Genomic DNA, 25,499 nt, shown 5'->3' on the forward strand with positions numbered 1-25,499 from the left:
TAGTGTAAAAGCCTGTTTATGATTTCAGGATAACCGTGCACAACTTGGAATTATAAATTTCAATTAGCGAATTAACTCAAAAAAATGATGATATATCATGCTATTATGATTTAAATAAAATAAAGCTAAATACGTTATCAACAACCTGTTTTTTCTGTCTATTATTTATACAAGAAGATAATAACTATGTTTACGCCACCAGTCGCCCCCGAAAATGAGCAGGTTTTATTCGAACGAGCAAAAGCGCTTGCGGGTTATACTTTTGGTGAACTTGCCGCTTTTGCACAACTCCCTATCCCAATTGATCTAAAAAGAGATAAAGGTTGGGTAGGCATGTTGTTGGAATACTATTTAGGCGCAAGTGCAGGCAGCAAACCTGAACAAGACTTCAGTGAATTGGGCATTGAGCTCAAAACCATTCCAATTGATAGATTGGGCATGCCTTTAGAAACCACTTTTGTCTGTGTCGCAGCGTTGACCGGAAACAGCGGTATTACATGGGAAAATAGCCATGTAAAACGTAAGCTCTCAAAAGTATTATGGGTGCCCGTTGAAGGAGAAAGGGAAATACCATTATCACAACGTCGCGTCGCCTCTCCGTTACTTTGGAGCCCTAATAGTACTGAAGAAGAACTATTACGTCATGATTGGGAAGAGTTAATGGACATGATTGTGTTAGGTAAAGTAGAAAGCATTACCGCACGCCACGGGCAAGTCTTACAAATCCGTCCCAAAGCAGCAAACAGCAAAGCATTAACAGAAGCGATTGGTGAAGATGGGCAACGTATTATGACCTTACCCAGAGGATTCTATTTAAAAAAGAATTTTACCGCCCCTCTGCTTGCTCGTTATTTTCAGCTTTAGTTTCGTTATAAATCACTCGCAATAAAATACCCTGTGTCATTATTCTAAATCACACAGGGCATTATTATTAATACGATACTTTCTGGTTTATTTTTCTAAATGCAATGAGAAGAAGCCAGCCTAACACCCACTGCTCGTGTTATTTCTGTGAGTGTTGTTAAAGTCGGATTACCATTTTCAGATAATGCTCGATAAATATGCTGTCGAGAAAGACCTGATTTTTTTGCTATTTCACCTACACCACCATGAGCTTCGATTATTTGCCGTAATGCAATAAGAAACGCACCAACGCCTCCAGGTTCATAGATACCTTCTAATGCTGTCTGTAAATAAATTTCTGCATAAACAGGATCTTCTCGCAGTTCTTTGATCAATTCAGCATCATGATCAATACATGCAGGGATATTATTTTGTTTCATTTTTTCTATTTTATTTGTCATTTTTTATCCTTACATAATAATCTTTAAGATAACTCACTGCTTTGTCTATATCTGCTTGCTGAGTTCCTTTATTACCTCCAACTAATAAGAGAATTATAAGCCCATTCTCTACAGAGTAATAAACTCGATACCCTTGACCATAATTAATCCGTAAAGCCCAAACACCTTCTCTTTCAAACTTATGATCAGCAAAATTACCGACACAGGCTCGTGATATTTGTACTTCTACTTTTGCTGCTGCTTGAGGATCACGTTTTCTTAATTTCTTAATCCAATCCGTATAGGGTACTTTTTGATTATTATCTTGATAACGTACTATTTTATATGGCATTTGCTATCCCTATTGCCAAGTCACTTGATTGTCGCTTATAAATTACAAATAAAGTGTAACTTATAACAGACAATCATCAAGATAAAAAAGCGTTCTTTTTTTCAAAAAACAAACATAAAAAAAGCGATACCTAACAGATATCGCTTTGTCTTTATTTTCTGAAATTAACAGAAATTATTTTTTTGCGGCTTGCAGATACAACATATCAAGAGCAATGGTTGCCCCTGCAAGTGCTGTAATATCCGATTGATCGTAAGCTGGAGAAACTTCAACTAAATCCATGCCGACAATATTTAACGGTTGTAATGCACGTAAGATCTTCAGTGCTTTATCTGTTGTTAAGCCGCCTACAACTGGTGTTCCTGTTCCTGGTGCAAACGCAGGATCAAGACAGTCGATATCAAAAGTCAGATAAACAGGGAGATCACCAACAATACCTTTGATCTGATCAACGAGATCAGTCACACCGCGATCGTTAACCTGTGCTGCATCCAATACAGTGAAACCATTATCACTGTCATGATCAGTACGAATACCAATTTGAACAGAGTGGTTAGGATCGATTAATCCTTCATTTGGTGCATGGAAGAACATAGTACCGTGGTCAAATTTACTGCCATTACCATAAGTATCGGTATGCGCATCAAAATGAACTAATGCCATTTTACCGAAGTGTTTTGCATGGGCACGTAATAAAGGCAGCGTGACAAAATGGTCACCACCAAACGTTAAGCATTTTTTACCTGCGGCTAATAACTTCTCTGTATGAGCTTGTAATTTATCGCTCATATCTTGTGCATCACCGAAGTTAAACACTAAGTCACCACAATCGACAACGCTTAAACGTTCACGCATATCGAAATCCCACGGCCAGCGATTACCTTCCCACGCTAAATTCGTTGAAATTTGACGAATAGCGCCTGGTCCATGACGAGTTCCTGCACGACCTGATGTTGCCATATCAAAAGGCACACCTGTAATAACCCAATCTGCATCACTGCTATAAGGCTGAAAATTCAGTGGAAAACGTAAAAAACCAAATGCATTAGAGATCAATGAATTATCAGTCTCATTACCTAACGTACTATTTTTCATGCTATTACCTCTGTTGCTTATTTAAAATAAGCAACATACAAATCAATATGATAGATAAAGAGTGATGTTTAATAACATCACTCCTGCATTGGAAAGTGAAGAATTACTCTTCTTCTTCCAGATACGTATAACCGTATAAACCACTTTCAAATTCAGTCAGGAATTGCTCTTGTAACGCTTCATCTAACTGTGCATTTTTTACTTGGGTGCGGAAACGATCTAACAGCACGGTAGGATTTAACTTAACGTACTGAAGCATATCAGCAACCGTGTCGCCCTCTTCACTTTGCACGTAAGTCAGATTACCTTTTTCATCAAGGTAAACGTCAACCGCTGCCGTATCACCAAATAAGTTATGCATATTGCCTAAAATTTCCTGATAAGCCCCAACCATAAAGAAGCCGATCATTGGTGGATATTCAGGATCATAAGCTGGCATTGGCATCGTTGTTTCAACACCATCACCATCAACATAATGGTCAATAATACCATCTGAGTCACAAGTGATATCGAGTAGCACTGCGCGACGATCAAGCGGTTTATCTAGCCCTTCAATCGGTAATACAGGAAATAACTGGTCGATACCCCATGCATCAGGTAAAGATTGGAACAATGAGAAGTTAACATAGAACTTATCTGACATGCGTTCTTGTAACTCATCAATAATAGGACGATGGGCACGATTGCTTGGATCTAAATCGTACTGAATACGACGACAAATATTCAAATACAGCTCTTCTGCCCATGCACGCTCTGTCAGACTTAACATACCGTGAACATATTGGGTATGCACATCATGTAAGTCTAATTGGCTATCGTGTAACCATTCACGTAATGAACGGCTATGCCCTTTAGTTTGCATCTCTTCCCATGTTTCCCAAAGGCTTGCAATCGGTCTTGCTGCATCATCTTCAGGTGGTGTAATTGCCGTAAATTCATTACGTTCAACACCAATTACATTAGAAATTAATACTGTATGGTGTGCTGTTAATGCACGACCTGATTCAGTAATAACGGTTGGATGTGGTAAATCATTTTCATCACACGCGTCACCAATCGCCCAAATAACGTTATTCGCATATTCGTTAAGGCCATAGTTAACAGAGCAATCAGATTGTGAGCGTGTACCTTCATAGTCCACACCTAAACCGCCACCCACATCGAAATACTGAATATTCACGCCCAGTTTGTGCAGTTCAACATAGAAGCGTGCAGATTCACGAACACCGGTTGCGATATCACGGATATTCGCCATTTGTGATCCCAAATGGAAATGCAGTAATTGCAGGCTATCTAAGCGGTCAGCTTGGCGTAACATATCAATTAATTGCAGAACTTGTGTCGCGGCTAAACCAAATTTTGATTTTTCACCACCACTTGCCTGCCATTTACCTGAACCTTGAGAAGCAAGACGAGCGCGAACGCCTAAACGTGGAATAACTTCTAAACGTTCAGCTTCTTCAAGAACCATTTTAATCTCAGACATTTTCTCAATGACTAAGAAAACTTTATGCCCAAGTTTTTCACCAGTGAGTGCTAAACGAATATACTCACGGTCTTTATAACCATTACAAACAATCACAGAACTTGTCATATTGGCATGAGCAAGTACTGCCATTAATTCTGCTTTAGAACCAGCCTCTAAACCTAAAGGCTCTCCTGCATTGACTAATGACTCAATAACACGACGTTGTTGGTTAACTTTAATTGGGTAAACTAAAAAATAGTCACCTTTATAACCATAAGATTCACGCGCGCGATGAAACGCAGCATTAATCGAACGTAAACGATGTTGTAGTATTTGAGGAAAGCAAAAAAGCGCAGGTAAACGCAGGTTCGATTGCTCTTCTTGAACTCGTTTAACCAATTCGGTTAAATCAAAAGTTGCATTAGGAACATCAGGATTAGGACAAACGCTAATATTTCCCCGATTATTCGCTAAATAGTAACCGCCACCCCAATATGCAATGTTATAGGTCTGCTGCATCTTACGAGCGATGTTATCATTCATGACATTCTCCTTAGGGAGTATGAGTTTATACCTTGCCTGTCACCATAGTAGTCAATTATCCGACAAAAATCTGAAACGACTGATAAATAACAGTTGGAAGTAATGGCTCACTATATATTTTTATATGATTATCCAGCTATACGCGGGACATAATAGTAGAAAGTTCTTGAGTTAACCTATAACGAGTTAACACAATCACCTATTGGCAAGTAACAGACAACTTCGCTCTAAAGAGAAAGAGCTCAAAGAGGAAATTACTCTAGATATACTACGTGTATAGTATTGGCGAGTACTGTTTTGGTTTTTGAAAAGACTAACCTGTAGACAATGGATCATTACCCATTCACTCCACACATGGCTTAAACTTATAAGCCATTTCCCTAACAGAGAAACAGGATCAGAAATCCTGCGGTTTACACTGTGTTCAGATTTCACAGTAACCGCGAGGTTATACCTTTAGTTAGTTAAAAATGCAAAGCAAAAAGTACAAAAAACTTTTTTTTCTCTAATCTCTCTTTTCTTGATACAAAAATAGCAAGCAACAAAAATAAGATTAACTGTTTGATTCTACTTTATCCCTATATTTGATTAAAAAAAGCTGGAATTAAAGAGAGAAGAGTCATAAAATAGACGTCTAGATGTTAAAACATCCATCCTTAAACCGTTTGTATTAAGGTAACGAGATATAATGACTACACACCTTTTTACTTCTGAATCAGTCTCAGAAGGTCATCCAGATAAAATTGCAGATCAGATTTCTGATGCTGTTCTGGATGCAATTTTAGAACAAGATCCAAAAGCACGCGTTGCCTGCGAAACTTACGTTAAGACAGGCATGGTTATGGTAGGCGGAGAAATTACCACCAAAGCTTGGGTCGATATCGAAGAAATTACACGTAACACTGTTCGTGAAATCGGCTACACCAGTTCTGACATGGGCTTTGATGCTAATTCCTGCGCAGTTATCAGTGCGATTGGTAAACAATCACCTGATATCAACCAAGGCGTTGATCGTGCAAATCCATTAGAGCAAGGCGCTGGCGACCAAGGTTTAATGTTTGGTTATGCAACCAACGAAACTGACGTATTAATGCCTGCTCCAATTACTTATGCTCATCGTTTAGTTCAACGTCAAGCACAAGTCCGCAAAAGCGGTGCTTTACCTTGGTTACGCCCTGATGCGAAAAGCCAAATTACCTTCCAATACGACAACAATAAAGTTGTTGGTATTGATGCAGTTGTATTATCAACTCAGCATTCTGAAGAGATTTCACAAAAAGATCTGCATGAAGCCGTGATGGAAGAGATCATTAAACCTGTTCTGCCAGCAGAATGGTTAAATGAACAAACTAAATATTTCATCAACCCAACAGGCCGTTTTGTTATCGGTGGACCAATGGGCGACTGTGGTTTAACCGGTCGTAAAATCATTGTCGACACATACGGCGGTATGGCTCGTCACGGTGGTGGTGCTTTCTCTGGTAAAGATCCATCGAAAGTTGACCGTTCAGCCGCTTATGCTGCTCGTTACGTAGCTAAAAATATCGTAGCTGCAGGTTTAGCAGATCGTTGTGAAATTCAAGTTTCTTACGCAATCGGTGTGGCTGAGCCAACATCAATTATGGTAGAAACATTTGGTACTGAAAAAGTCCCAACAGCACAACTGATTCTGTTAGTGCGTGAATTCTTTGACTTACGTCCTTATGGATTAATTCAAATGCTAGATTTACTGCACCCTATCTACCAAAAAACGGCTGCTTACGGTCACTTTGGTCGCTCTGAATTCCCTTGGGAAGCAACAGATAAAGCTGAAATCTTACGTGAAGCAGCAGGCTTAAAATAAGTCTCTTGCCAAGAACATCACGTTATTGATTTTGATAAGACCACATCTTAATAGATGTGGTTTTTTTATGGCTTCTATTTATAAAACTCATAAAAAAACCCCGCAATCATACGGGGGTCTCAATAGGAGAAAACGAGAACATAGATTTATGATGAAACTGTTTCCTATAAAAAGTTAATTAGGGTAGTTAATCCACTCACCTCCATTTAACTTGATATAAGACTGCCCTTGATAATCAACCACAACCGTAGCTTGGTTTTCCGCAACATTGGCAGTTTGAGGAAGTTCACTGGCTAATGCATTCCAATCAATAATAGATTGGTTAAAGACATCACCATTCACATTACGAGAAATAAACTCAGAGATAGCCAAATAGCTGCTGGGTTCATCGACAATCACAGGAGGATAAAATTGTGCTCTATCTTTTATTCCGGTGAAACGAATACCAACAGGAACGGTAGTAATACTTTGGCTTGGAATATCTCTTAGCCCTGACATTTGTGTCTTATCACCTTGTAGCGCAGCACCATGCTCAGGCACAATCACCACCATCACTTTTCTTCCTTTTTTATCTAGCTCATTCATAAAGCTATCTAAGTTATCAAGCAATGTAGAGGCGCGTTTACCATAATCAGCGGTGCTATTTTCGCCTACATAACGGTTACCATCATGTAATGACACCAAGTTCACAAAGGTCACAGAGCGGCTCTCATTAGACTGTTCACGCGCTTGCAACCAACGTTGTAATGTTTCCTTATCGTTGTAAATTTTGGTGCCATCAAATGCGGTAATTTGATGAGAAAGATTTTCTTGATCTTGTAAGGCGATATTAAGATTACCGAGTTGCTGAACTTCTTTGAGGTAATTACCGAACTTCCCGTTATGGTCGAGAACCAATTTCTTGGCAAATCCCAATGACGATAAATTATCCATCAGCAAACATTGTGCATCTGCGGGATCGTATAAATCAGAGTGGTGAGTCTGACCACAACTTGCGCGTAATAATCTTAATGATGCAGGACCACTATAAGAAGATACGGTATTAAAGTGACTAAATAACACATCAAAGTTACCCCAAATAGGGTGCTCTTGCAGCCCAACCGCCGCCGCATCAGCAGTAGAAAGTGAACAAATATTAATAATTAAGATATCAAAAGGCTGAGCATTGGCTGCTAACTGCGCAGGGAATGGTGTTGTACGTTTTTTCTCATAACCATAAAACTGTGTTAGCCAATCATCCAATACCTTATTATTAACCTTCAGTTTTTGTGGTGGATAAACGGTATTAATAGATGCAGTCTCTACTTCCTTCGTTGGTACAACTTCAGGGGAAACTTGCGGTTCAACTGATGCTGGTAATACTTCAGGCGCTTTGACTACTACAGTGTTTTTTTCTGTACTAATATTACTTTCTTGTGTGAAAGAATTAGCAGAAACGGCAGGCACCACACCTTGAGAAAAATGAGTAAACCCACCAAGATTTAGCCACAACACCCCCGCAATAATAAAAACGGATACCCTCATCCACTGTTCAATAAAAAGGTAGCCCACTAACAAAATAAAGGCGACACCTATCATTTTGATATTGATAAAGTTAACAGTTAACTCAACAAGGTAATCAAAGGAAAACTGTTTAAGCTGTCCACCTTGGGCAAGAATCGTTGAAAAGCTGGGTAACCAAGTATCATGGTAAAATAATATTATCCCTATTGGGATAGCGACCCAATTACGCATTTTATGCCAAATATTTTTTGGTAATGGGAACAATAAAAAGGCAAGAAAAAGTAAATTGCTAAAAGCATCAAAATTTAAATAACCATACCAAAGTAAAACAAACTTTAGTAAAAAATAGAAATTCCATGCTCCCAACCCATGCCAGTAATGTAAAAAATCGAACTGGGTTGTATTAGATTTGTTCATTTTGATTTCCTACTCTTTAGTATAAATAAATCCAATTCAACAGTTATATGATTACTCATATCTGTCTTTTTATTACTTCTGATATTTAATTAACTACTAAACGATCATATAAGAGAATATTTATTTAAAACCAAGTAAAAACCCTTAAATAAAAAATAACGAAAAAGAAAACCTAGTCAGAAAACACTGACCTCTTATATAAAATAAAAACAATTACGAAATCCAACTTATTTAATTTGGATTCAAAAACAAAATACTCAACGTTCTATTTATATAATAGCGTCTATTTTTAAAAATGATGATTTATTTACATTAAATAATGAAACACAGAGTTATCTTATTTTTATATTTCGAAACAAAAACAAAACAAAATACACATTAACAACATCGAATAACAATTAATAAACATAAGTAGCAATAAGTAAACAAACGCCTCAACATAAACACAAAAACAATCATTAAAAGACTATAATATAATGATTTTTATATGAAAAATGATACAGATCAACATACAAATATGATCATCAGATTCGAACAATTTAATATATTGTTATAAACAGCTAATTTACATTTCTTTTTATTGCTTTATTTTGTAGCTAAACTCTTTCCGTTATTATTTAACAGACGAAATTAAAAAAAACAGAAAATATAAATGTAAAAAGAAAATCAATAGCCATAATTTATAAAAATAAGATAATAAATATCTATTTTATGTGTTTTTACGTAATTGAAATAATGTATTTTAAAGCATATTCTAAAATAGGTGGTTTAAATAAACAGAAAGCATTATTAATTACCCCCTATTTTTATCGAGATTTTAATTTCGATAGAGATTTATTTTTCTTTTATCCAGAGGATATTAAAATGAAAAATGAAACTTTTATTAACTCAAATATAAAAATAGAAAAAAATAATCTAAATAAGGACATTGATAAACTAAAAAAATTATTTTCATTAAATAACTATCACTATCAGGATATCAATAAAGAAGAAGTAAATAGTGAGCTTATTTATCGCTGGCCATTACTTAATGCATTTCATTATATGACTAAATGAGGCTGACTATGCCACTTATTGTATTAAAAGGGCTTCGAGGTGGAGTGGGTACAACATCCACGGCAATTGCCCTTGCTCGACAATTTAATCAACAAAATAAAGAAGTGCTTATTATTGATAATTGCACTGAAAATATTTTGTCTTTTTATTTTCCAGCACAGCAAAAAAATACCACATTAAGTCAGGCATTATTAGCAGAGACATCAATAGAGGAGAGTATTTTTTACTATCGACCACACTACCAAGTGTTACCTTTTGGTTTGGTTAATACAAAGGATAATTTGTTCTTACAATTATCATTTTCAGCAAAACAACATCTTACCCATTTTTTAACGACATTTATTCAGCTACACCCTGATGCCATTATTTTAATGGATTTACAGCACACAGAAGATGCTCTTTTCACATCTTGGATAGAAAAAGCGGATATTTTTTTCACCGTGGCAATGGCAGAAAGCAACTGTCATATTCGCCTTAATCAACACGAATTTATCGAAAATGAATACGTACTGATTAACCAATTTCGTGCCACCAGCCAAATTCACCAAGATTTTTATCAATTTTGGCAAACGACGCCATTTCCATTATGCCCTGTCGTTCTTCATCGAGATGAAGCCTCATTAGAGGCGTGTGCCTCACGTTTACCTTTATATGATTACCGAGCTAATTGCATGTTAGTAGAAGAAATATCGCAACTCGCTCAATGGTGTTTTTCGTTATTTGAGAGGAAAGAGGGACAGCCATAATGCCATCATCTTACGATGCCACGAAAAAAGTCGAAAAGAATGTGACACAACACATTCTTATTCGTTACTACAAGTTTTATCGCCATAACGGTGCATCTCGTAGCGCGGCTATTATTTGCGAGCTATTTATGGGCATTATGTGGCTTTTTTTACGGATGGAATCCCCTTTCTGGCGGAGAATTGCCAGAAAACAACAAGAGCTATATCCTCATATCGATCCCCGTTGCCCTAAAGTTTTCGATCCTATACGCTATTTGTTGCAAAGCATTTGGCTAGCTTGTCATTATGTCGCGCATTTGCTGATTAAAAAACCCACACAACTGATTTCCTATATTCGAAAAACATACAAAAAACTCTTTGTTCATGTCACTCCTATCGCGATTGACATCATTGAACATAAGAAAAAAACCACGCCATTTTGGCAGTATGTTCTCTATTCCGTTATCGCTATTTTTGCCATTTTCTTTATTTTACTCAGTATTACTCAACCGTTTGATCTTACGTTCCAGTTTGTTTTTGTGATTGTTCTTTGGTTAGTTGCCTTAGCTATCCGTGATATTCCGGGGCGTTTCTCTTCAATTGCAATGGTTATGTTGGCACTGACAATTGCATGTCGATATATTTGGTGGCGTTATCAATCAACCCTTTATTGGATTGATAATTTCAGCTTATTTTGCGGTTTACTGCTTTTATTGGCTGAAACTTATGCCTGGTGTGTGCTATTCCTCAGTTTTATGCAATGTATTTGGCCACTGCATCGAAAACCTGTTTCTATGCCTGAAGACATTACGCAATGGCAAAGCGTTGATATTTTCATTCCTACCTATAACGAAGATCTACAAGTTGTTAAACCCACCATCTATGCCAGCTTAAATTTAGATTGGCCTAAAGATAAGCTTACTATTTATCTGCTTGATGATGGCTCCCGCCCTGAATTTAAGGCGTTTGCTCAAGAAGTGGGTATTCGTTATATCGCACGAGAAAAACACGATTTTGCTAAGGCAGGTAATATCAATCATGCCTTAACTCTCGCTTCTGGTGAATTTGTCGCTATCTTTGACTGCGACCATATTCCAACACGTTCATTTCTACAATTTACGATGGGATGGTTTTTAAAAGATGAAAAAATGGCTTTGGTGCAAACACCGCACCATTTTTTCTCACCCGACCCTTTTGAACGTAATTTAGATAATTTCCGTGAAACGCCGAATGAAGGCACACTCTTTTATGGATTAGTTCAGGATGGAAATGACACTTGGAATGCAGCGTTTTTCTGCGGCTCGTGTGCCGTTTTACGTCGTACTGCATTAGATGAAATTGGTGGTATTGCTGTTGAAACAGTTACAGAAGATGCGCATACCTCATTACGTTTACACCGTCATGGCTGGAGATCAGCTTATATTCGCATTCCACAAGCCGCAGGTTTAGCGACTGAATCATTATCCGCGCACATAGGCCAACGCATTCGATGGGCAAGAGGAATGGTTCAAATATTCCGACTTGATAATCCACTCTTTGGTAAAGGTTTGAGCCTGCCACAACGTCTTTGTTACTTAAATGCTATGTTGCACTTTTTCTCTGGCATTCCACGGATGGTTTTCTTACTTGCACCACTGACGTTTCTTTTTTTCCACGCCTATATCATTTATGCACCTGCGGTTGCCATCGCCCTCTATGTTGTACCGTATTTGATCCATATTTCACTCGCAAGTGCGAAGTTACAAGGCGCTTATCGCCACTCATTCTGGGGTGAAGTTTATGAAACAATTTTGGCGTGGTACACCACTCGCCCAGTGTTGAGTACTCTTTTCTCTCCTCATAAAGGGACTTTCAACGTTACTGGCAAAGGTGGCGTGATGGAAGAAGGTTTTGTCGATTGGCGAATTAACCGCCCTTACTTACTCTTTCTCAACCTAAATTTATTGGGTATTTTGTTTGCCTTTTGGCGCATTGCAACAGGCGATCCTGATGAAGCTTGGGCTGTTGTGATGTGTTTATTGTGGGTTTGCTATAACCTTATCTTACTGGGTGTTGCTATTGCAGTTTCTGTCGAAACAAAGCAACAACGCCGTTTCCCTCGCGTTCGCGTTAAAGTTCCTGCCATGTTGCTGTTAAATAATGGCTCTCTCTATCGCTGTTATCTCTATGATTTTTCTGATAATAGCTGTGCCATTCAATTACCTGATAATGTCATACTTTCACTCTCTCCAAATGAAAGTATCACTCTATTACTCAGTGAAAATCAGCGTGAACACGCCTTTAAAGCCAATATTTCACGTGTTGATGGGCAAATTATTGGGTTACAACTTCTTGAAATGACAACGCAAAAAGCTATCGAATTTACTGCGTGTACTTTTGAGCGAGCCGATACTTGGGCTGATTGGCAAAATGAACTTCCAACCGACAGACCTTTAAGTAGTCTCAAGAACATCATTTTTATCAGCATGCAAGGTTATAACACCTTATTAAAACGTGCTCCTTACTTTATTTACGCCACTTTTCGCTTACTCGGTTTGTTTTTGCTGTGGCTTTCATCGTTACTCCCTCAACGCGTAAATGTTTCACAAATATTTCATCAGTCTTGAAGGAAAAACTCAGTTTTCTGGGAATTTATTAATAAACAATAAGATCATGGGTAACAATAATGAAAAAACGTTTTCTCATATTTGCCTTATTTATGCTCACTTCTTCAGTTCATGGAGATGAAACGCAAGAAGCGCAAACCAATATTTCAGCGCCACCTGTTACAATAACTGAAGCGGCTCCTGAAGTTGTTTCTCAAGCAGTGCCTGTAAATGCACAACTGCCTTCTGCTGATATCACACCTTCAGCTCGCCAGAAAATATTAAGATTTTCAGAGACAGCACCTAGTTATGGCGCTATTCATTTAACCGGTGTTAGCCCTGACGGCTATTTAGAATTTGGTGTACGTAGTGATGAATATATTTCAAAAGCGACTCTCGATTTAGAATTTACACCGTCTCCATCACTCCTTCCTGTGGAATCTCATCTTAATGTCTATTTAAATGATGAATTAATGGGAGTTATTACCTTAAAACAGGAAGATTTAGGTAAGAAAAACCAAATTACGATACCAATTGATCCCTTATTTATTCAAGATTTTAACCATATAAAACTCTCTTTTATTGGCCATTATCGTGAAATTTGTGAGAACCAAGCAAATACCACACTCTGGCTTGATGTGAGTAAAAGCAGTCAGTTGAATTTAACCTTTCAATCACTCCGTTTAGGTAATGAATTAGCGCACTTCCCAGAGCCATTTTTTGACAGTCGTGATTTTGGCGAATTAACACTGCCGATGGTGTTCAATCAGTCGCCTAATCTAGTCCAACAGAAAGCGGCAGCTATACTCTCTTCTTGGTTTGGTACTCAAGTTGATTGGCGTAAGCAAAATTATCCTGTTTATTATGATGCGTTGCCAAATCAACACAGTATTGTTTTTGCAACTAATAAACAAAAACCGGCATTTTTAAAACAACATCCTGATGTTAAAGCACCCACTATCGAAATGCTGACACATCCAACTAATCCTTATATTAAATTACTTCTTATTATGGGGCGTGATGATAATGATTTGATCACTGCCGTAAACGGAATAGCCCGTGGACAAGTTATTTTTAGAGGAAATGTCGTTACAATTAATGAAGTAAAAAAATTGATCCCTCGAGAGCCTTATGATGCGCCAAAATGGGTACAGCTGAATAAACCTATCTATTTTAATACGTTACAAGACTATGAAGGTCAGTTGCAATCTCGCGGATTAAAACCGAATCCTATTACGTTGAATATGACGTTACCGCCTGATCTCTTTATGTTTAATAATACGGGATTACAAATGCAATTGCGTTATCGCTATACCGCACCTGCATTTCAAGATGACTCTCGTATGTCTATCTCAGTAAACGACCATTTCATTAAAGCTTATCCTCTTGAGAAAGATAAAAAAGATAATCTCGTTATCGCTTATTTACCGCTTATTCAAGGTTGGATTGAGCATAAGAATTTATTGAATATTCCCGCAGTAAAACTGGGTGAACGTAACCAAATCACATTTGCCTTTGATTACACCAACCCAATTCCGGGTGGTTCACTAGATCAATGTATTACTTATCAACCGGTTCCAAATGCAGTGGCAATTGATGATTTATCTAGTTTTAATTTCACTGGTGATTATCGACACTATATTGCACTGCCTGACTTACGCGTTTACAGCCATGCTGGTTTCCCATTTAGCCGTTATGCGGATCTGTCTGAAACCCTGATTTTTGTTAATAAACAACCTTCACCAACGCAGTTATCTACCCTATTAATTTCAACGGGGAATATCGGTGCTCAAACAGGTTATCCAGCACTGAATGTTTCATTAACTGATTCATTAGAAGAAGTACAAAAAAGAGATGCGGATCTGCTGCTTATCGGCACAATTCCACCAGCATTAAATAATGATAAACAGATGAATGTACTGATTGATAAAGCACGTAGTGAAATCACTCTGCCTTCTCGTGAGATCAGTATCTTTAGCCACACAAGTTATCAACCGACTGATAAACGCCCTGATAGCCGTATCTCCCTGACGTCTAAAGGATCAATGGGTGCAATTATTGGTTTCCAATCTCCATTCTTTTCACAACGTAGCGTTATCGCACTATTAGCCGATAGTACACAAGGTTACAAACTGTTAAATGAGGCAATCAGTGATAGCGGTAAACGTGATGCTATGCATGGTTCAGTGGTATTAGTCAGAGAATCTGGCGTAAATAGCTTACGTGTGGGTGACACTTATTTCGTCGGTTATTTACCTTGGTGGGAAGAAGTTTGGTATGTGTTTGCATCTCACCCTATATGGCTTGGTTTAGCGGCAATTATCGGCATTATTCTTGTCTCTCTTCTTATTTGGCGAGCAATGAAAATAAGAAGCCAACGTCGTTTAGCGGCTAAGGATTAAGCTATGTGGCAATTTAGTCACACACATCGCCACTCTGTTATTGCTCTCTTTTTGCTGACAGGCATTTTGCCTGTCACGCAAGCCAGCGAAGAGACAACGGAAGCCTTTTTACAAGAGCAAGTGAGATTAGGAACATCCACGGGAAATGAAGTTTTAGTGGCTCAATCGTTGCATCGTTTAGCGTTAATTAAACCCAATGATCCTAATATCTTATTAATGCAAATTCAGTTTGCCGTTAAACAGAAAGATAATGCAAAAGCACAACAGTTATTTACTCAATTAGGTACTCAGTTTCCTCAATCAGAGCAATATCAACGTGCAATAAAAACCTTATCACTGACAACGGATGTTAATCGGCAAAAATTACAGCGAGCCCAGCTTTACCGTACAGCTGGGCGCTATGATGATGCACTCAATTTATACGATGAAATTTATCGAGGAATGCCACCGGATGAGACTTTAGCACTGGAATATATTCAAGTGCTTATGCAATCTTCTCATGATGATAAGGTTGATAGACTGGATCATATTTATCGCCAATATCCTCAGAATGAGAAAATAGCGAGTCTCTACCAGCAACAATCCACAATAAAATCAGTGGTTACAACAGGCACAACCAGTACGGCTTCCTCTGTAAAACCTAAAACAGAGGTTGCCTCTCTGCCTATTGCGACCTTAAAACAAAAAGCACGACAACAACCTGATAATGCGGATGTTGTAGGTGCTTTAGGTGTACGTTATTCTCGCGCAAATCAGCGTGGTGCGGCTATTTATTATCTTTCACAAGCGCTGAAATTATCACCCAACCATGATAATAGCGGTCAATGGCGATCCATGTTGCAGGCTAATCAATATTGGCATCTGCTTTCAAAAGGTGATGAAGCGCTCTTAAAACAAGATTATGAATTAGCTGAACGATATTTTAACCAACTCAATAAGTTAAGCCCTTATGAAAGCGAGCCTTATATTGGTTTAGGTGACATTGCCGTTGCACAACGCGAGTTGGATGTTGCTGAAAGCCATTATTTACAAGCTTTAAAATATCAACCCAATCACCCTGCGACGTTACATAGCCTCGCAAAACTTTATCGCCAACAGTCACATGATAAAGCACAACAATTTATTAATGGTTTAACGCCAAGACAATATAAAAATTTGGCAGAAGATTATGGCTATATTATCTCTGGCATAAGACAAGATTTAGCCGCTGATGATGAGCATCAAGAGCAATACTTTAGTGCGATTGAAAAACGTAAAGCAATTGCTAAAGATTATCCTAATGATGTTTGGAATATTTATCGGCTTACTGATGATTTATTAATAACTCAACGAGACTCTGAAGCTGAAGAGTATTTTAATCAACTAAATCACCGCCTCCCTAATGATCCATCTCGTCTTTACGCCTATGCGCTATATCTCAATAAAACAGGACGAGAAACTCAAGCACTTGATACGCTAAAAACAATTCCTTTGTCTCAGCGTAGCGAGAGTATGAAAGCGTTAGATAGTCGATTACGTTTTGGTGAAATATTAGCGCACGCAGAGTCTCTACGCGCAAAAGGACAAGAACAACAGGCTGTTGATTACCTTTTTGCTCATATTCCACCAGAGCAAAAAATTCAGACTTATTTACTATTAGCGAACTGGGCTCAAGAGCGAAATAATCTTGAACAAGCTTTAAGTTATTACCATACCGCTTTAAATCTAGAGCCTAACAATGAAACGGCATTATTAGGCGCAACAGATATTGCCTTGGAACAAGGGCAACAAGCACAGGCAAAATACTATCTTACGAAAATAGAAACACTTTCACCCAACCAGTTTAATAGCAACTCTATTAGACGTGTTGCCAATGCAGAAAAAGAGGTGGGGAATACAGAAAAAGCACAACACTATTTTGCTTACTTGGCACAACAAATTGAAACGGAGCCAGACAGTGCTGATGCTTTAGTATTACGCGATATTGCTCGTTTTCAACGTGATGAGCAACATCGTCAACAAGCTCACTATTATTACCAACAAGCGATGATCAAGGATGGAATAACAGATAGGTTGCCAAAAGATAATATTGAGTACACCACATTAATGCGTAATGACGAAAAAGATAACTGGCTATCTCGAAGCTTACGAGCTGATGCTCACTCTCTTTATCGTCAACAAGAGTGGCGTTTTACTCTTGAACATGATTATTGGGGCTCTAGTGGTAGCGAAGGCTATTCGAAACTACGCGCTCACACCACAATGTTACAACTCGATCACCCTGTTTATGATGGTCGTTTCTTTTGGCGGGCAGATTTAGTTAATCTCAGCAGTGGCAAACTGGGTACTTCACCTTATGACTCTAAATTTGGGACTTGCTATCGCACGGGTTGTTTCCCGCTAGAACAAAAATCCTTTGGTGTTAGCCCTGCAATTGGCTGGGAAAATGGCCAATGGCAATGGGATCTTGGTACAACACCACTGGGTTTCGAGGTAACTGATTGGGTTGGTAAAATCGCCTATAATTATGATCTTTTTAATGTGGGCTGGACACTTGATGTTCACCGTCGTCCAGTTAATAGCTCGCAACTGGCTTTTGCTGGTCAACGAGATATTTGGACTAACCAAACATGGGGCGGAGTGAGAAGAACTGGCGTTCGTTTAAGTGGAAGCTATGACTTAGGCGGAAAAGACGGTTATTGGGGCGAAGTTTCTGTTGATAAACTGACGGGTAAAAACGTTGAAGATAATAGCAGTATTCGAGGAATGGGTGGCTATTATTATAAACTTATCAATGAGAACAATCGCCGCGTTTCTGTCGGGTTAAGCACAATGCTTTGGCATTATGATAAAGACTTAAGCGGATACACTTTAGGTCAAGGTGGTTATTATAGTCCTCAAAAATATGTCTCTTTAGGGGTTCCAATTAATTATCGTGAACGCACTGAAAATTGGTCTTGGGAATTATCAGGCTCTCTTTCTTGGTCTTACTCCCAAACAGATGACAGAAAGCGCTATCCTTTACAAAATCTCATTTCTCCCGATAAATTCAATCGCTATATGAATGGGCTTAGCCCTGAGGATCGAGAAGAGATGATGAGACTTTATTATCAAGAGCGTGACGCTGTTGATGAAGGAGACTCCAGCAATGGTTTTGGTTATACCGCAAGAGCATTAGTTGAACATCGAATTACACCACATTGGTTTATTGGTGCAGCTATTGATATTCAACAAGCAAAAAACTATACCCCAAGTCATGCATTAATGTACTTACGTTATTCATTTGATGGTTGGAATGGTGATTTAGATTTACCGCCAAATCCTCTTATTCCTTATGCTGACTTTAAATAATGTTTAAATGTATTAAATACACAAACGGGAAGCACTGGCTTCCCGTTTAACGCTTTCGCTAATATTGCGATAGTAAGTTGTCATTATTGCGTTTTACGAAAAAACCCAACGAGCAACCAACCCACAATCATGGCAAGGACAAATAAAATACCTTGATAAAACCCAGCACCTGCTAATACCAAACCAGGACCTGGGCAAATTCCAGCTAATCCCCAACCAAGACCGAATAATACACTACCCAACACCAATGGTTTATCAATCACTTTATTGGTCGGAATATTTAAAGGACACGCTAAAATACTTTGTTGACTACGGCGTGTTAATTGGTAACCAATTACACTGACAACCAATCCTGCCCCCATAATTATCAATAAAGAGGGATCCCAGTTTCCCGTGATATCCAGAAAACCCAGAATTTTTTGCGGATTGCTCATTCCACCAACAATCAATCCTGCACTGAATAGAAGACCACAAAGAAAAGCAACAAACTTGGTCATTTTCTTAGCCTCCTATTCCTATTACGTGGCGCTGAATATAAACGGTAATAAATGCAGTCACCATAAAGACGAGAACTGCCACCATCGAGCGACGTGATAATCGTGCTAACCCACAAATGCCATGACCGCTAGTGCAACCATTACCTAAACGAGTGCCTGCTCCCACCAGCACCCCAGCAATAATTAGCATCCAAGGTGACGTTTCAATCACTGGCGACAAAGGTTTATCAAAAAAATAAAACAGTGTAGGTGCGATTAGCATGCCAAGTAAAAATGCCCAACGCCAACCATTTCCCTGCTGTTTTGTTGATAACACACCACCTAAAATACCGCTTATTCCTGCAATGCGACCATTAAATAACAGTAGAATGGCGGCAGCTGCACCTATCATAAGCCCACCAATTGCCGCACTTAAAGGCGTAAAGTGAACCCAATCTATATTCATAAATTAACCTGCTATCGGGCAATAAAGCTGATAAAGCGTATTGAGTAGCACAAGAACTTTTTCATCAGCAATAGAATAAAAGATACGTTTTCCATCACGACGAGTATTCACTAACCCTTCATTACGCAAAACGGTTAGCTGTTGAGAAAGTGTCGGTTGACGAATACCTAGACTCTCTTCTAATTCACTCACACTTTTTTCGCCCTGACTTAGCTGACACAATAATAAGAGGCGATCGCCATTTCCTAGCGTCTTAAGCATACTAGACGCTTCATTAGCCGCCAATTTCATTGCATCTAATAAATCAGGTTGAACTCGTTGTGTCATGGTAAACTCCATAATCAATATACTTTTTAATAATATGTTAATTTATATATTGTGCAAGTTTTCTTTTTATTGCGTGTTTGTATAAGGCGCTATATGCTCTGTAACATGAAAACGGTAAGAGTCCCCATCGCCTTAGTGCAAAGCGTTATGCGAACACTGCGTGAAAAATTGCAGCAGGCTAATCTTTATCTTAATACAAATTACCCAGAACCTACTCTACATTATAATCAGAGAGGAACTATTGCAGGCAGTGCCTATTATGCAAATTGGGAAATCCGTATTAATCCTACATTATTGATTGAAAATAAACAGAATTTTATTGAAGAAGTTATTCCTCATGAATTAGCTCATTTATTAGTTAATCGCCATTTTGGTCGTGTAGCGCCTCATGGGAAAGAGTGGAAATGGATGATGGAAACAGTATTACAAGTTTCAGCTAAACGTACTCATCATTTTGATGTCAGCGCCGTTAAAGCTAAGACCTTTCCTTATGCTTGCCATTGTGAAGAGAAACACCAGCTCACTATTCGCCGTCATAACAAAGTATTACGCGGAGAAACACAATACCGTTGTCGCCACTGTCAGGCGATTTTACAATTTATTGAACGCGAACTCGTGTAGATAAAAATAAAGCCGATGTGTTGATTAAGTCACATCGGCTTTATCTTGAGAATAAATATATGGGATTGTCTTAAGCAAACTCGCTCATCACATGAGATGCGATTTCAAAGTAAATAATAAGACCTGTACCATCAATTAAAGTCGCGATAAACGGTGCTGAAACAACCGCAGGATCGATACCTAAGCGCTTTAATACCATTGGAATAACAGACGAAACAATCGCACTCCAAACAGTGATTGAAACGAGCGTTAAGCCAACAACAATCATCACTTCCATACCCACACCTAAGAACCAAGCACGCACAAAACCGGCAATACCCATAGTCAGTGCGACCATTATGGATGTGGTTATCTCTTTTCTTAATACAGACCAAACATTACGTAAGCTCACTTCCCCTAATGCCATAGCACGTACTAATGTTGAGGTGATCTGCGTACCACTATTTCCGCCTGTACCAATTAGCAATGGAATAAAGAAAGCTAATGAAATTGCAGCTTCTAATCTGTCTTCAAAAGCATGTAATACCGTACTGGTATACGCTTCTGCCACAAACAGCATCAATAACCACACAACACGTTTACGCCATAATGTCACCGGACTGGTTTCTAAATAAGGCTGCTCTAAAGGTGAAGTTGCACCCTGCATTTGTGCATCCAGTGTATTTTCATCTTCAATTAATTCAGCAATATCTTGAGGACGTAAAACACCGACTAACTTTCCAAAATGCATCACCGGTACGCTGTCTAAACCGCTATGGCTAATCAGTTGATAAACATCATGTCGATTCTGTTCTGGTGAGACAGAAAAAAAGGTTTGACGCATCACATCAGAGACAAACAGATCATTCGCAGCTGTTAATAATGATTTAACGGGCAAAATCCCATTTAGATAATTATCTTTATCCACCACATATAAATAGGTTGGAATTAATTCATCTTTTAAATCATTAACTAATTGAGCTTTCACATTTTCAACAGAATCAGCGACAGAAACAGCAATATAAGACTGGCTCATATAAGCGCTAACCGTTGCATCATCTTTTAAACGATTGTATTGGTCTTGAGTTGAGTTGTTTTGAGGTGTGTTTAAGGATGCATCTGCAACTAATACAGCATCCATTTTGTTTTGAGTATTGAATTTCATTTTTGTGGTTCCCTATTACTGTTTGTGTTTAGCAAATCAGTTCTCCATAGGGGCGAAACCAGAAGCGAGAATGCAAAAGCTATCTACACGTCTCGGTTTTAGCACTATACAACGTATCCGATGAATACTGGAAGTTACATGGGGATATACCTTCGGTCGATATATCCTGTCCTAATCTTGGGCGTCTCTCGACGTCGTCAGATCAGTAACCTGTGTTTGTATAGGAGCCTCGCCTAACGAGATACTGCACTTTTCTTGCGAATGCGGCGCGCATTATAACCACTCACAATATAATGAAAAGCACGATAACGATTTTGTTTAAGTTCTATTGAAAAATAGCCATCACATTCATCATACAATTAAATAATATAATTCCATTCGAAACCAATATATAAAAAAGAAATGAGGCTTTCCTACGAAAGTTAAAATCGTATAGTTAAGAAGAAATCTGTTTATTAATTGATTATTTAAATGCTAATTTTTGTACTCTTATTTCTTCTGCTTGCAAAAATATCTCTTTTACCGTTTTACCATCTAATGATTGGCACATTTTACGAGTGATAATATCCGCATTTTTATGACGCCCAGCGATAACTAAATCATTAAAATTAATATCATTCAGAATAGCTAATTCTATTGCTTCATCAAAACGCGATTGTTCATCAAGAGGGAGAGAATTACGCATTTCAACAATTGAGATACGTAGTGACTCTACATTAGAGCCATCAAGGGTTTGTTGAGGTTTTTCACAGCCAGATAACATGACACTAAATAAACAAATAACTAACAATTTTTTCATATACCCCCCCTTACCCAGTCAATAATTTAAATAATAGCAGAATGTTTATAAGGAAACTCCCCACTAACTAAAATATATTTTTAATGAGTCATCATTTCCAATACTTTTATTATTCTGAATAAATAAAAGCTGTCTTTAATTTAAAATAAAGGGAAGCATTTTCCAGATTATTCGTTTTTTTAATGGGAGGAATAGGCATAAAAAACCCTGTTAATAAATTAACAGGGTAAGAAAAACAGGAAAATAGAAGGAAATACTTAATAAAAAGAGGTTAAGCGAGCTCAACATCTCCTTTTAAACGACAACTACATGCTAAGACATAACCTTGAGCTATCTCTTCAGCCGTTAATGTGCTGGTACTACTGACATCATAATCACCACTCGCGATGCGCGTTTTACAACTACCACAAACTCCTGCACGACAAGCTGCAAAAACAGGAACTTTATTTTCTTCCATTGCTGATAATAAAGTTACACCAACAGGAACTTTAATTTGTGATAATGGATGGCGAATAGTCATGGTTAATTGTTCGTTTTCATCAACACAAACAGGCTCATCACCAAAACGTTCCATAAAGATATTCTCAGCAGGTACGCCAAGATTTCTTGCAAAACGTCCTGTGTCTTCCATATAGCTATTTGGGCCACAACACATGACAGTACGACTCGCAATATCAGGGACTAATGCGGCTAATTTTTCTTGAGAAATGCGACCGCTAAATAACCCTTTATTATCAGGCAATTTTGGCATCATGATAAAATTGAGATTGTATGGATATGCATTTGCTAATTCGATCCACTCTTTCTCAAAAATAAACTGGCTTTGCTCGCGAATATTAAAAATAACTGTAATATCTGCTTTAGGTTGATTATTTAACAACCAACGTGTCATCGACATAACGGGTGTAACACCGCATCCTGCCGCCAACATTAAATAGCGCGCACCTTCTTTACCTGCACAAGTAAATTCACCCTGAGCATCAGATAACCAAAGATAATCACCCGGTTTTACTTGTGATGTTAACCAACCTGAACCCACGCCATTTTCTAAACGACGAACGGTTAAAGTGATAAATGGGCTTAATCCCGGAGAAGATGAAATGGTATAAGCGCGCATTGTTTCATCACTATTATTGATACTCACCAGTGCAAATTGACCTGGTTTATAAGAATAAAAGTCATGATTAATTAAATTTAGCGTCCACACTTCAGGTGTTTCCTGATGAATAGAGTGAACTTGCATACGATTAGGACAAAGAGAAGTAGGCATCGTCATGGATATTGATCCTTCACCGAAGCCCGTAGGCTTCGGTAATGATAATGAATTTAAAACATTAAGCAGAAAGAATATCTTTAAGATCTTGTTCTGGTGTAGTAATAGAGCGCATACCAAATTTCTCATTTAGTACCGCCAACAGATTGTCAGTTAAGAATGCAGGTGCTGTTGGACCGGTATAAATGTTTTTCACGCCTAATGAAAGCAGAGTCAATAAGATAACAATCGCTTTTTGCTCGAACCAAGAGAGAATTAAAGACAGTGGTAAGTCATTCACACCACAACCTAATTTCTCGGCAAGGTTAACCGCTAGCATAATCGCTGAGTAAGCATCGTTACACTGACCCACATCAAGTAAGCGTGGTAAGCCTTCTAAAGTACCGAAATCCAGCTTATTGAAACGGTATTTACCACACGCCAAAGTCATAATTAAACAATCTTGTGGAATTTCTCTTGCAAGATCGGTGTAGTAACTACGTTCACCACGGCTACCATCACAACCACCCACTAAGAAAACATGGCGTAATTTTTTCTGTGAGACTAAATCAATCACAGTATCAGCAGCATTTAATAGTGTTTCACGACCGAAACCAACTGTAATTAAATGCTCAATTTCATTGTATGGGAAGCCTTCTAATGATTGTGCTTGTTCAATCATTTCAGAGAAGTCATCACCAGTAATATGTTTTACGCCCGGCCAGCCAACAATACTACGAGTCCAAATACGGTCACCGTAATTACCTACATTCGGATCAATAATACAGTTTGAAGTCATTAGTACAGGGCCAGGGAATTTTGCAAACTCAATTTGCTGATTCTGCCAACCACTACCGTAATTACCCACTAAGTGTTTGTATTTTTTAAGTTCTGGATAACCATGGGCAGGTAACATTTCACCATGAGTATAAATGTTGATCCCTTTACCTTCAGTTTGCTCAAGAAGCATTTGCAGATCTTTCAGGTCATGACCTGAAATTAAAATAGCTTTACCTGCAACAGGGCGAACGTTAACAGTAACTGGTGTTGGGTTACCGTAAGCTTGAGTTTCGCCTTTATCAAGAATAGCCATAATGCGGAAGTTCATTTGACCAATGCCCATCGCATTTTCTAACAACTCATTCATATCAGAAGGATCAGTACCTAACCACGCCATATAACGGTGATATTCTGCATAAATTTCATTGTCATACTGACCTAAAACATGCGCGTGCTCCATATAAGCCGCAGCCCCTTTTAAGCCATACAGGCACAGCATACGTAATCCATGAAGATCATCACCGATTTGCGCTTTATCTGCATTTAAAGCAAAAAGCTGAGCTTGTTTTTGTAAGCTATCTAAATCGCTACCCGCTAATTGAATTTCAGCTCTAGGGTTAGTGACTTGAATGGCTGCATTTTTCGCTAAAGTGCGAGATTTCAAACTTTCACGGAAATAGATAGCTTCTTTCGCATAACCGACAATGCGATCAGAATCAAAGTTGACGTTAGTTAACGTAGAGAAAAAAGCACGAGGAGCAAAGCTATCTACATCATGATCAATAATACCAACACTACGCGCCGCTAAAGCCCACGCTGAAAGTCCTTCTAATACTGCAACGAGTAAATCTTGAAGATCTGAAGTTTCTGCTGTTTTACCACACATACCTTGCGCATAGGCACAACCATTACCTACAGGCGTTTTCATTGTTTGTTCACATTGCACACAATACATATCGTATTCCTTCTAATAAAAGATCATGCTTTATTTTTATAAGTTGTATTCCAGATGCAACATAAGAATACGCCATT

At 38.3% G+C, this 25,499-nt stretch carries 20 protein-coding genes and 1 riboswitch; of the genes, 8 read left to right on the top strand and 12 right to left on the bottom strand.

The genetic code is table 11. The features are described 5' to 3' along the window. Positions 1 to 186 precede the first annotated feature (186 nt). Positions 187 to 864, top strand: a complete 678-nt coding sequence (gene mutH, locus EHE21_RS13850) for a DNA mismatch repair endonuclease MutH (protein WP_194950957.1) — start codon at positions 187 to 189, stop codon at positions 862 to 864. Positions 865 to 959: 95 nt separating this feature from the next. On the opposite strand, the gene EHE21_RS13855 is transcribed toward mutH, so the two are convergent. The 4 genes from EHE21_RS13855 to speA form a co-directional block, all read right to left on the bottom strand. Then, positions 960 to 1,304 carry a DNA-binding protein gene (locus tag EHE21_RS13855; protein ID WP_165122740.1) on the bottom strand — a complete coding sequence of 115 codons (345 nt, stop codon included), beginning with the start codon at positions 1,302 to 1,304 and terminating at the stop codon, positions 960 to 962. Then, on the bottom strand, positions 1,294 to 1,635 hold the full coding sequence (locus EHE21_RS13860) for a type II toxin-antitoxin system RelE/ParE family toxin (RefSeq protein WP_194950958.1): 342 nt from the start codon (positions 1,633 to 1,635) through the stop codon (positions 1,294 to 1,296). Before EHE21_RS13860 ends, EHE21_RS13855 begins: the two co-directional genes overlap by 11 nt. A gap of 174 nt (positions 1,636 to 1,809) precedes the next feature. Continuing rightward, entirely contained in the window at positions 1,810 to 2,730 is a 921-nt protein-coding gene (gene speB / locus EHE21_RS13865) for an agmatinase (protein ID WP_036912424.1), read from the bottom strand. A 103-nt stretch (positions 2,731 to 2,833) separates the two neighbouring features. Then, entirely contained in the window at positions 2,834 to 4,741 is a 1,908-nt protein-coding gene (gene speA, locus EHE21_RS13870) for a biosynthetic arginine decarboxylase (protein WP_088494907.1), read from the bottom strand. 688 nt (positions 4,742 to 5,429) lie between these two features. Between speA and metK the strand changes: the two genes are divergently transcribed. Then, complete coding sequence (gene metK, locus EHE21_RS13875) at positions 5,430 to 6,584, top strand: methionine adenosyltransferase (RefSeq protein WP_194950959.1); 1,155 nt, start codon at positions 5,430 to 5,432, stop codon at positions 6,582 to 6,584. Between the two features lie 174 nt (positions 6,585 to 6,758). On the opposite strand, the gene bcsG is transcribed toward metK, so the two are convergent. Further along, positions 6,759 to 8,504 (bottom strand): cellulose biosynthesis protein BcsG, encoded by a 1,746-nt coding sequence (bcsG, locus tag EHE21_RS13880; RefSeq protein WP_194950960.1) that lies wholly within the window; start codon positions 8,502 to 8,504, stop codon positions 6,759 to 6,761. A gap of 735 nt (positions 8,505 to 9,239) precedes the next feature. Here bcsG and bcsR point away from each other — a divergent pair. Genes bcsR through bcsC form a run of 5 tightly spaced genes read left to right on the top strand, consistent with a single transcriptional unit; the run spans position 9,240 to position 18,602 of the window. Beyond that, on the top strand, positions 9,240 to 9,560 hold the full coding sequence (gene bcsR, locus EHE21_RS18935) for a cellulose biosynthesis protein BcsR (RefSeq protein ID WP_228766691.1): 321 nt from the start codon (positions 9,240 to 9,242) through the stop codon (positions 9,558 to 9,560). A gap of 8 nt (positions 9,561 to 9,568) precedes the next feature. After that, positions 9,569 to 10,306 (top strand): cellulose synthase operon protein YhjQ/BcsQ, encoded by a 738-nt coding sequence (locus tag EHE21_RS13890; RefSeq protein ID WP_194950961.1) that lies wholly within the window; start codon positions 9,569 to 9,571, stop codon positions 10,304 to 10,306. Beyond that, positions 10,306 to 12,891: a UDP-forming cellulose synthase catalytic subunit gene (gene bcsA / locus EHE21_RS13895; protein WP_194950962.1), complete on the top strand. Its 2,586-nt coding sequence runs from the start codon at positions 10,306 to 10,308 to the stop codon at positions 12,889 to 12,891. The genes EHE21_RS13890 and bcsA overlap by 1 nt, the downstream gene beginning before the upstream one ends. 59 nt (positions 12,892 to 12,950) lie before the next feature. Beyond that, entirely contained in the window at positions 12,951 to 15,272 is a 2,322-nt protein-coding gene (gene bcsB, locus EHE21_RS13900) for a cellulose biosynthesis cyclic di-GMP-binding regulatory protein BcsB (RefSeq protein WP_194950963.1), read from the top strand. Positions 15,273 to 15,275: 3 nt separating this feature from the next. After that, positions 15,276 to 18,602 (top strand): cellulose synthase complex outer membrane protein BcsC, encoded by a 3,327-nt coding sequence (bcsC, locus tag EHE21_RS13905; RefSeq protein ID WP_194950964.1) that lies wholly within the window; start codon positions 15,276 to 15,278, stop codon positions 18,600 to 18,602. Between the two features lie 83 nt (positions 18,603 to 18,685). Here the strand turns inward: bcsC and EHE21_RS13910 are convergent, their stop codons facing one another. From EHE21_RS13910 to EHE21_RS13920, 3 genes are read right to left on the bottom strand one after another with little or no spacing between them, the layout of a single operon-like run. Next, positions 18,686 to 19,099: a DUF6691 family protein gene (locus tag EHE21_RS13910; protein ID WP_194950965.1), complete on the bottom strand. Its 414-nt coding sequence runs from the start codon at positions 19,097 to 19,099 to the stop codon at positions 18,686 to 18,688. Positions 19,100 to 19,103: 4 nt separating this feature from the next. Next, positions 19,104 to 19,544, bottom strand: coding sequence for a YeeE/YedE family protein (locus tag EHE21_RS13915; RefSeq protein WP_194950966.1), 441 nt, complete (start codon positions 19,542 to 19,544; stop codon positions 19,104 to 19,106). Between the two features lie 3 nt (positions 19,545 to 19,547). Further along, positions 19,548 to 19,871: an ArsR/SmtB family transcription factor gene (locus tag EHE21_RS13920; protein ID WP_036912417.1), complete on the bottom strand. Its 324-nt coding sequence runs from the start codon at positions 19,869 to 19,871 to the stop codon at positions 19,548 to 19,550. Between the two features lie 105 nt (positions 19,872 to 19,976). Between EHE21_RS13920 and EHE21_RS13925 the strand changes: the two genes are divergently transcribed. Next, the gene (locus EHE21_RS13925) at positions 19,977 to 20,492 is read left to right on the top strand and encodes a SprT family zinc-dependent metalloprotease (protein WP_153050569.1); all 516 of its coding nucleotides are present in this window, start codon (positions 19,977 to 19,979) and stop codon (positions 20,490 to 20,492) included. A gap of 70 nt (positions 20,493 to 20,562) precedes the next feature. On the opposite strand, the gene mgtE is transcribed toward EHE21_RS13925, so the two are convergent. From mgtE to hcp, 4 genes are all read right to left on the bottom strand, one after another. Continuing rightward, positions 20,563 to 21,636: a magnesium transporter gene (gene mgtE / locus EHE21_RS13930; protein WP_088494897.1), complete on the bottom strand. Its 1,074-nt coding sequence runs from the start codon at positions 21,634 to 21,636 to the stop codon at positions 20,563 to 20,565. Positions 21,637 to 21,712: 76 nt separating this feature from the next. Continuing rightward, a riboswitch (M-box (ykoK) riboswitch) is annotated at positions 21,713 to 21,884 on the bottom strand. 215 nt (positions 21,885 to 22,099) lie between these two features. Beyond that, complete coding sequence (locus EHE21_RS13935; RefSeq protein WP_088494896.1) at positions 22,100 to 22,435, bottom strand: DUF6694 family lipoprotein; 336 nt, start codon at positions 22,433 to 22,435, stop codon at positions 22,100 to 22,102. 271 nt (positions 22,436 to 22,706) lie between these two features. Next, positions 22,707 to 23,711: an NADH oxidoreductase gene (gene hcr / locus EHE21_RS13940; RefSeq protein ID WP_194950967.1), complete on the bottom strand. Its 1,005-nt coding sequence runs from the start codon at positions 23,709 to 23,711 to the stop codon at positions 22,707 to 22,709. Positions 23,712 to 23,769: 58 nt separating this feature from the next. Beyond that, positions 23,770 to 25,422: a hydroxylamine reductase gene (hcp, locus tag EHE21_RS13945; RefSeq protein ID WP_098942158.1), complete on the bottom strand. Its 1,653-nt coding sequence runs from the start codon at positions 25,420 to 25,422 to the stop codon at positions 23,770 to 23,772. Positions 25,423 to 25,499 lie beyond the last annotated feature (77 nt).

This window comes from Proteus sp. GOKU (assembly GCF_015475555.1).
Taxonomy (GTDB): Bacteria; Pseudomonadota; Gammaproteobacteria; order Enterobacterales; family Enterobacteriaceae; genus Proteus; species Proteus mirabilis_B.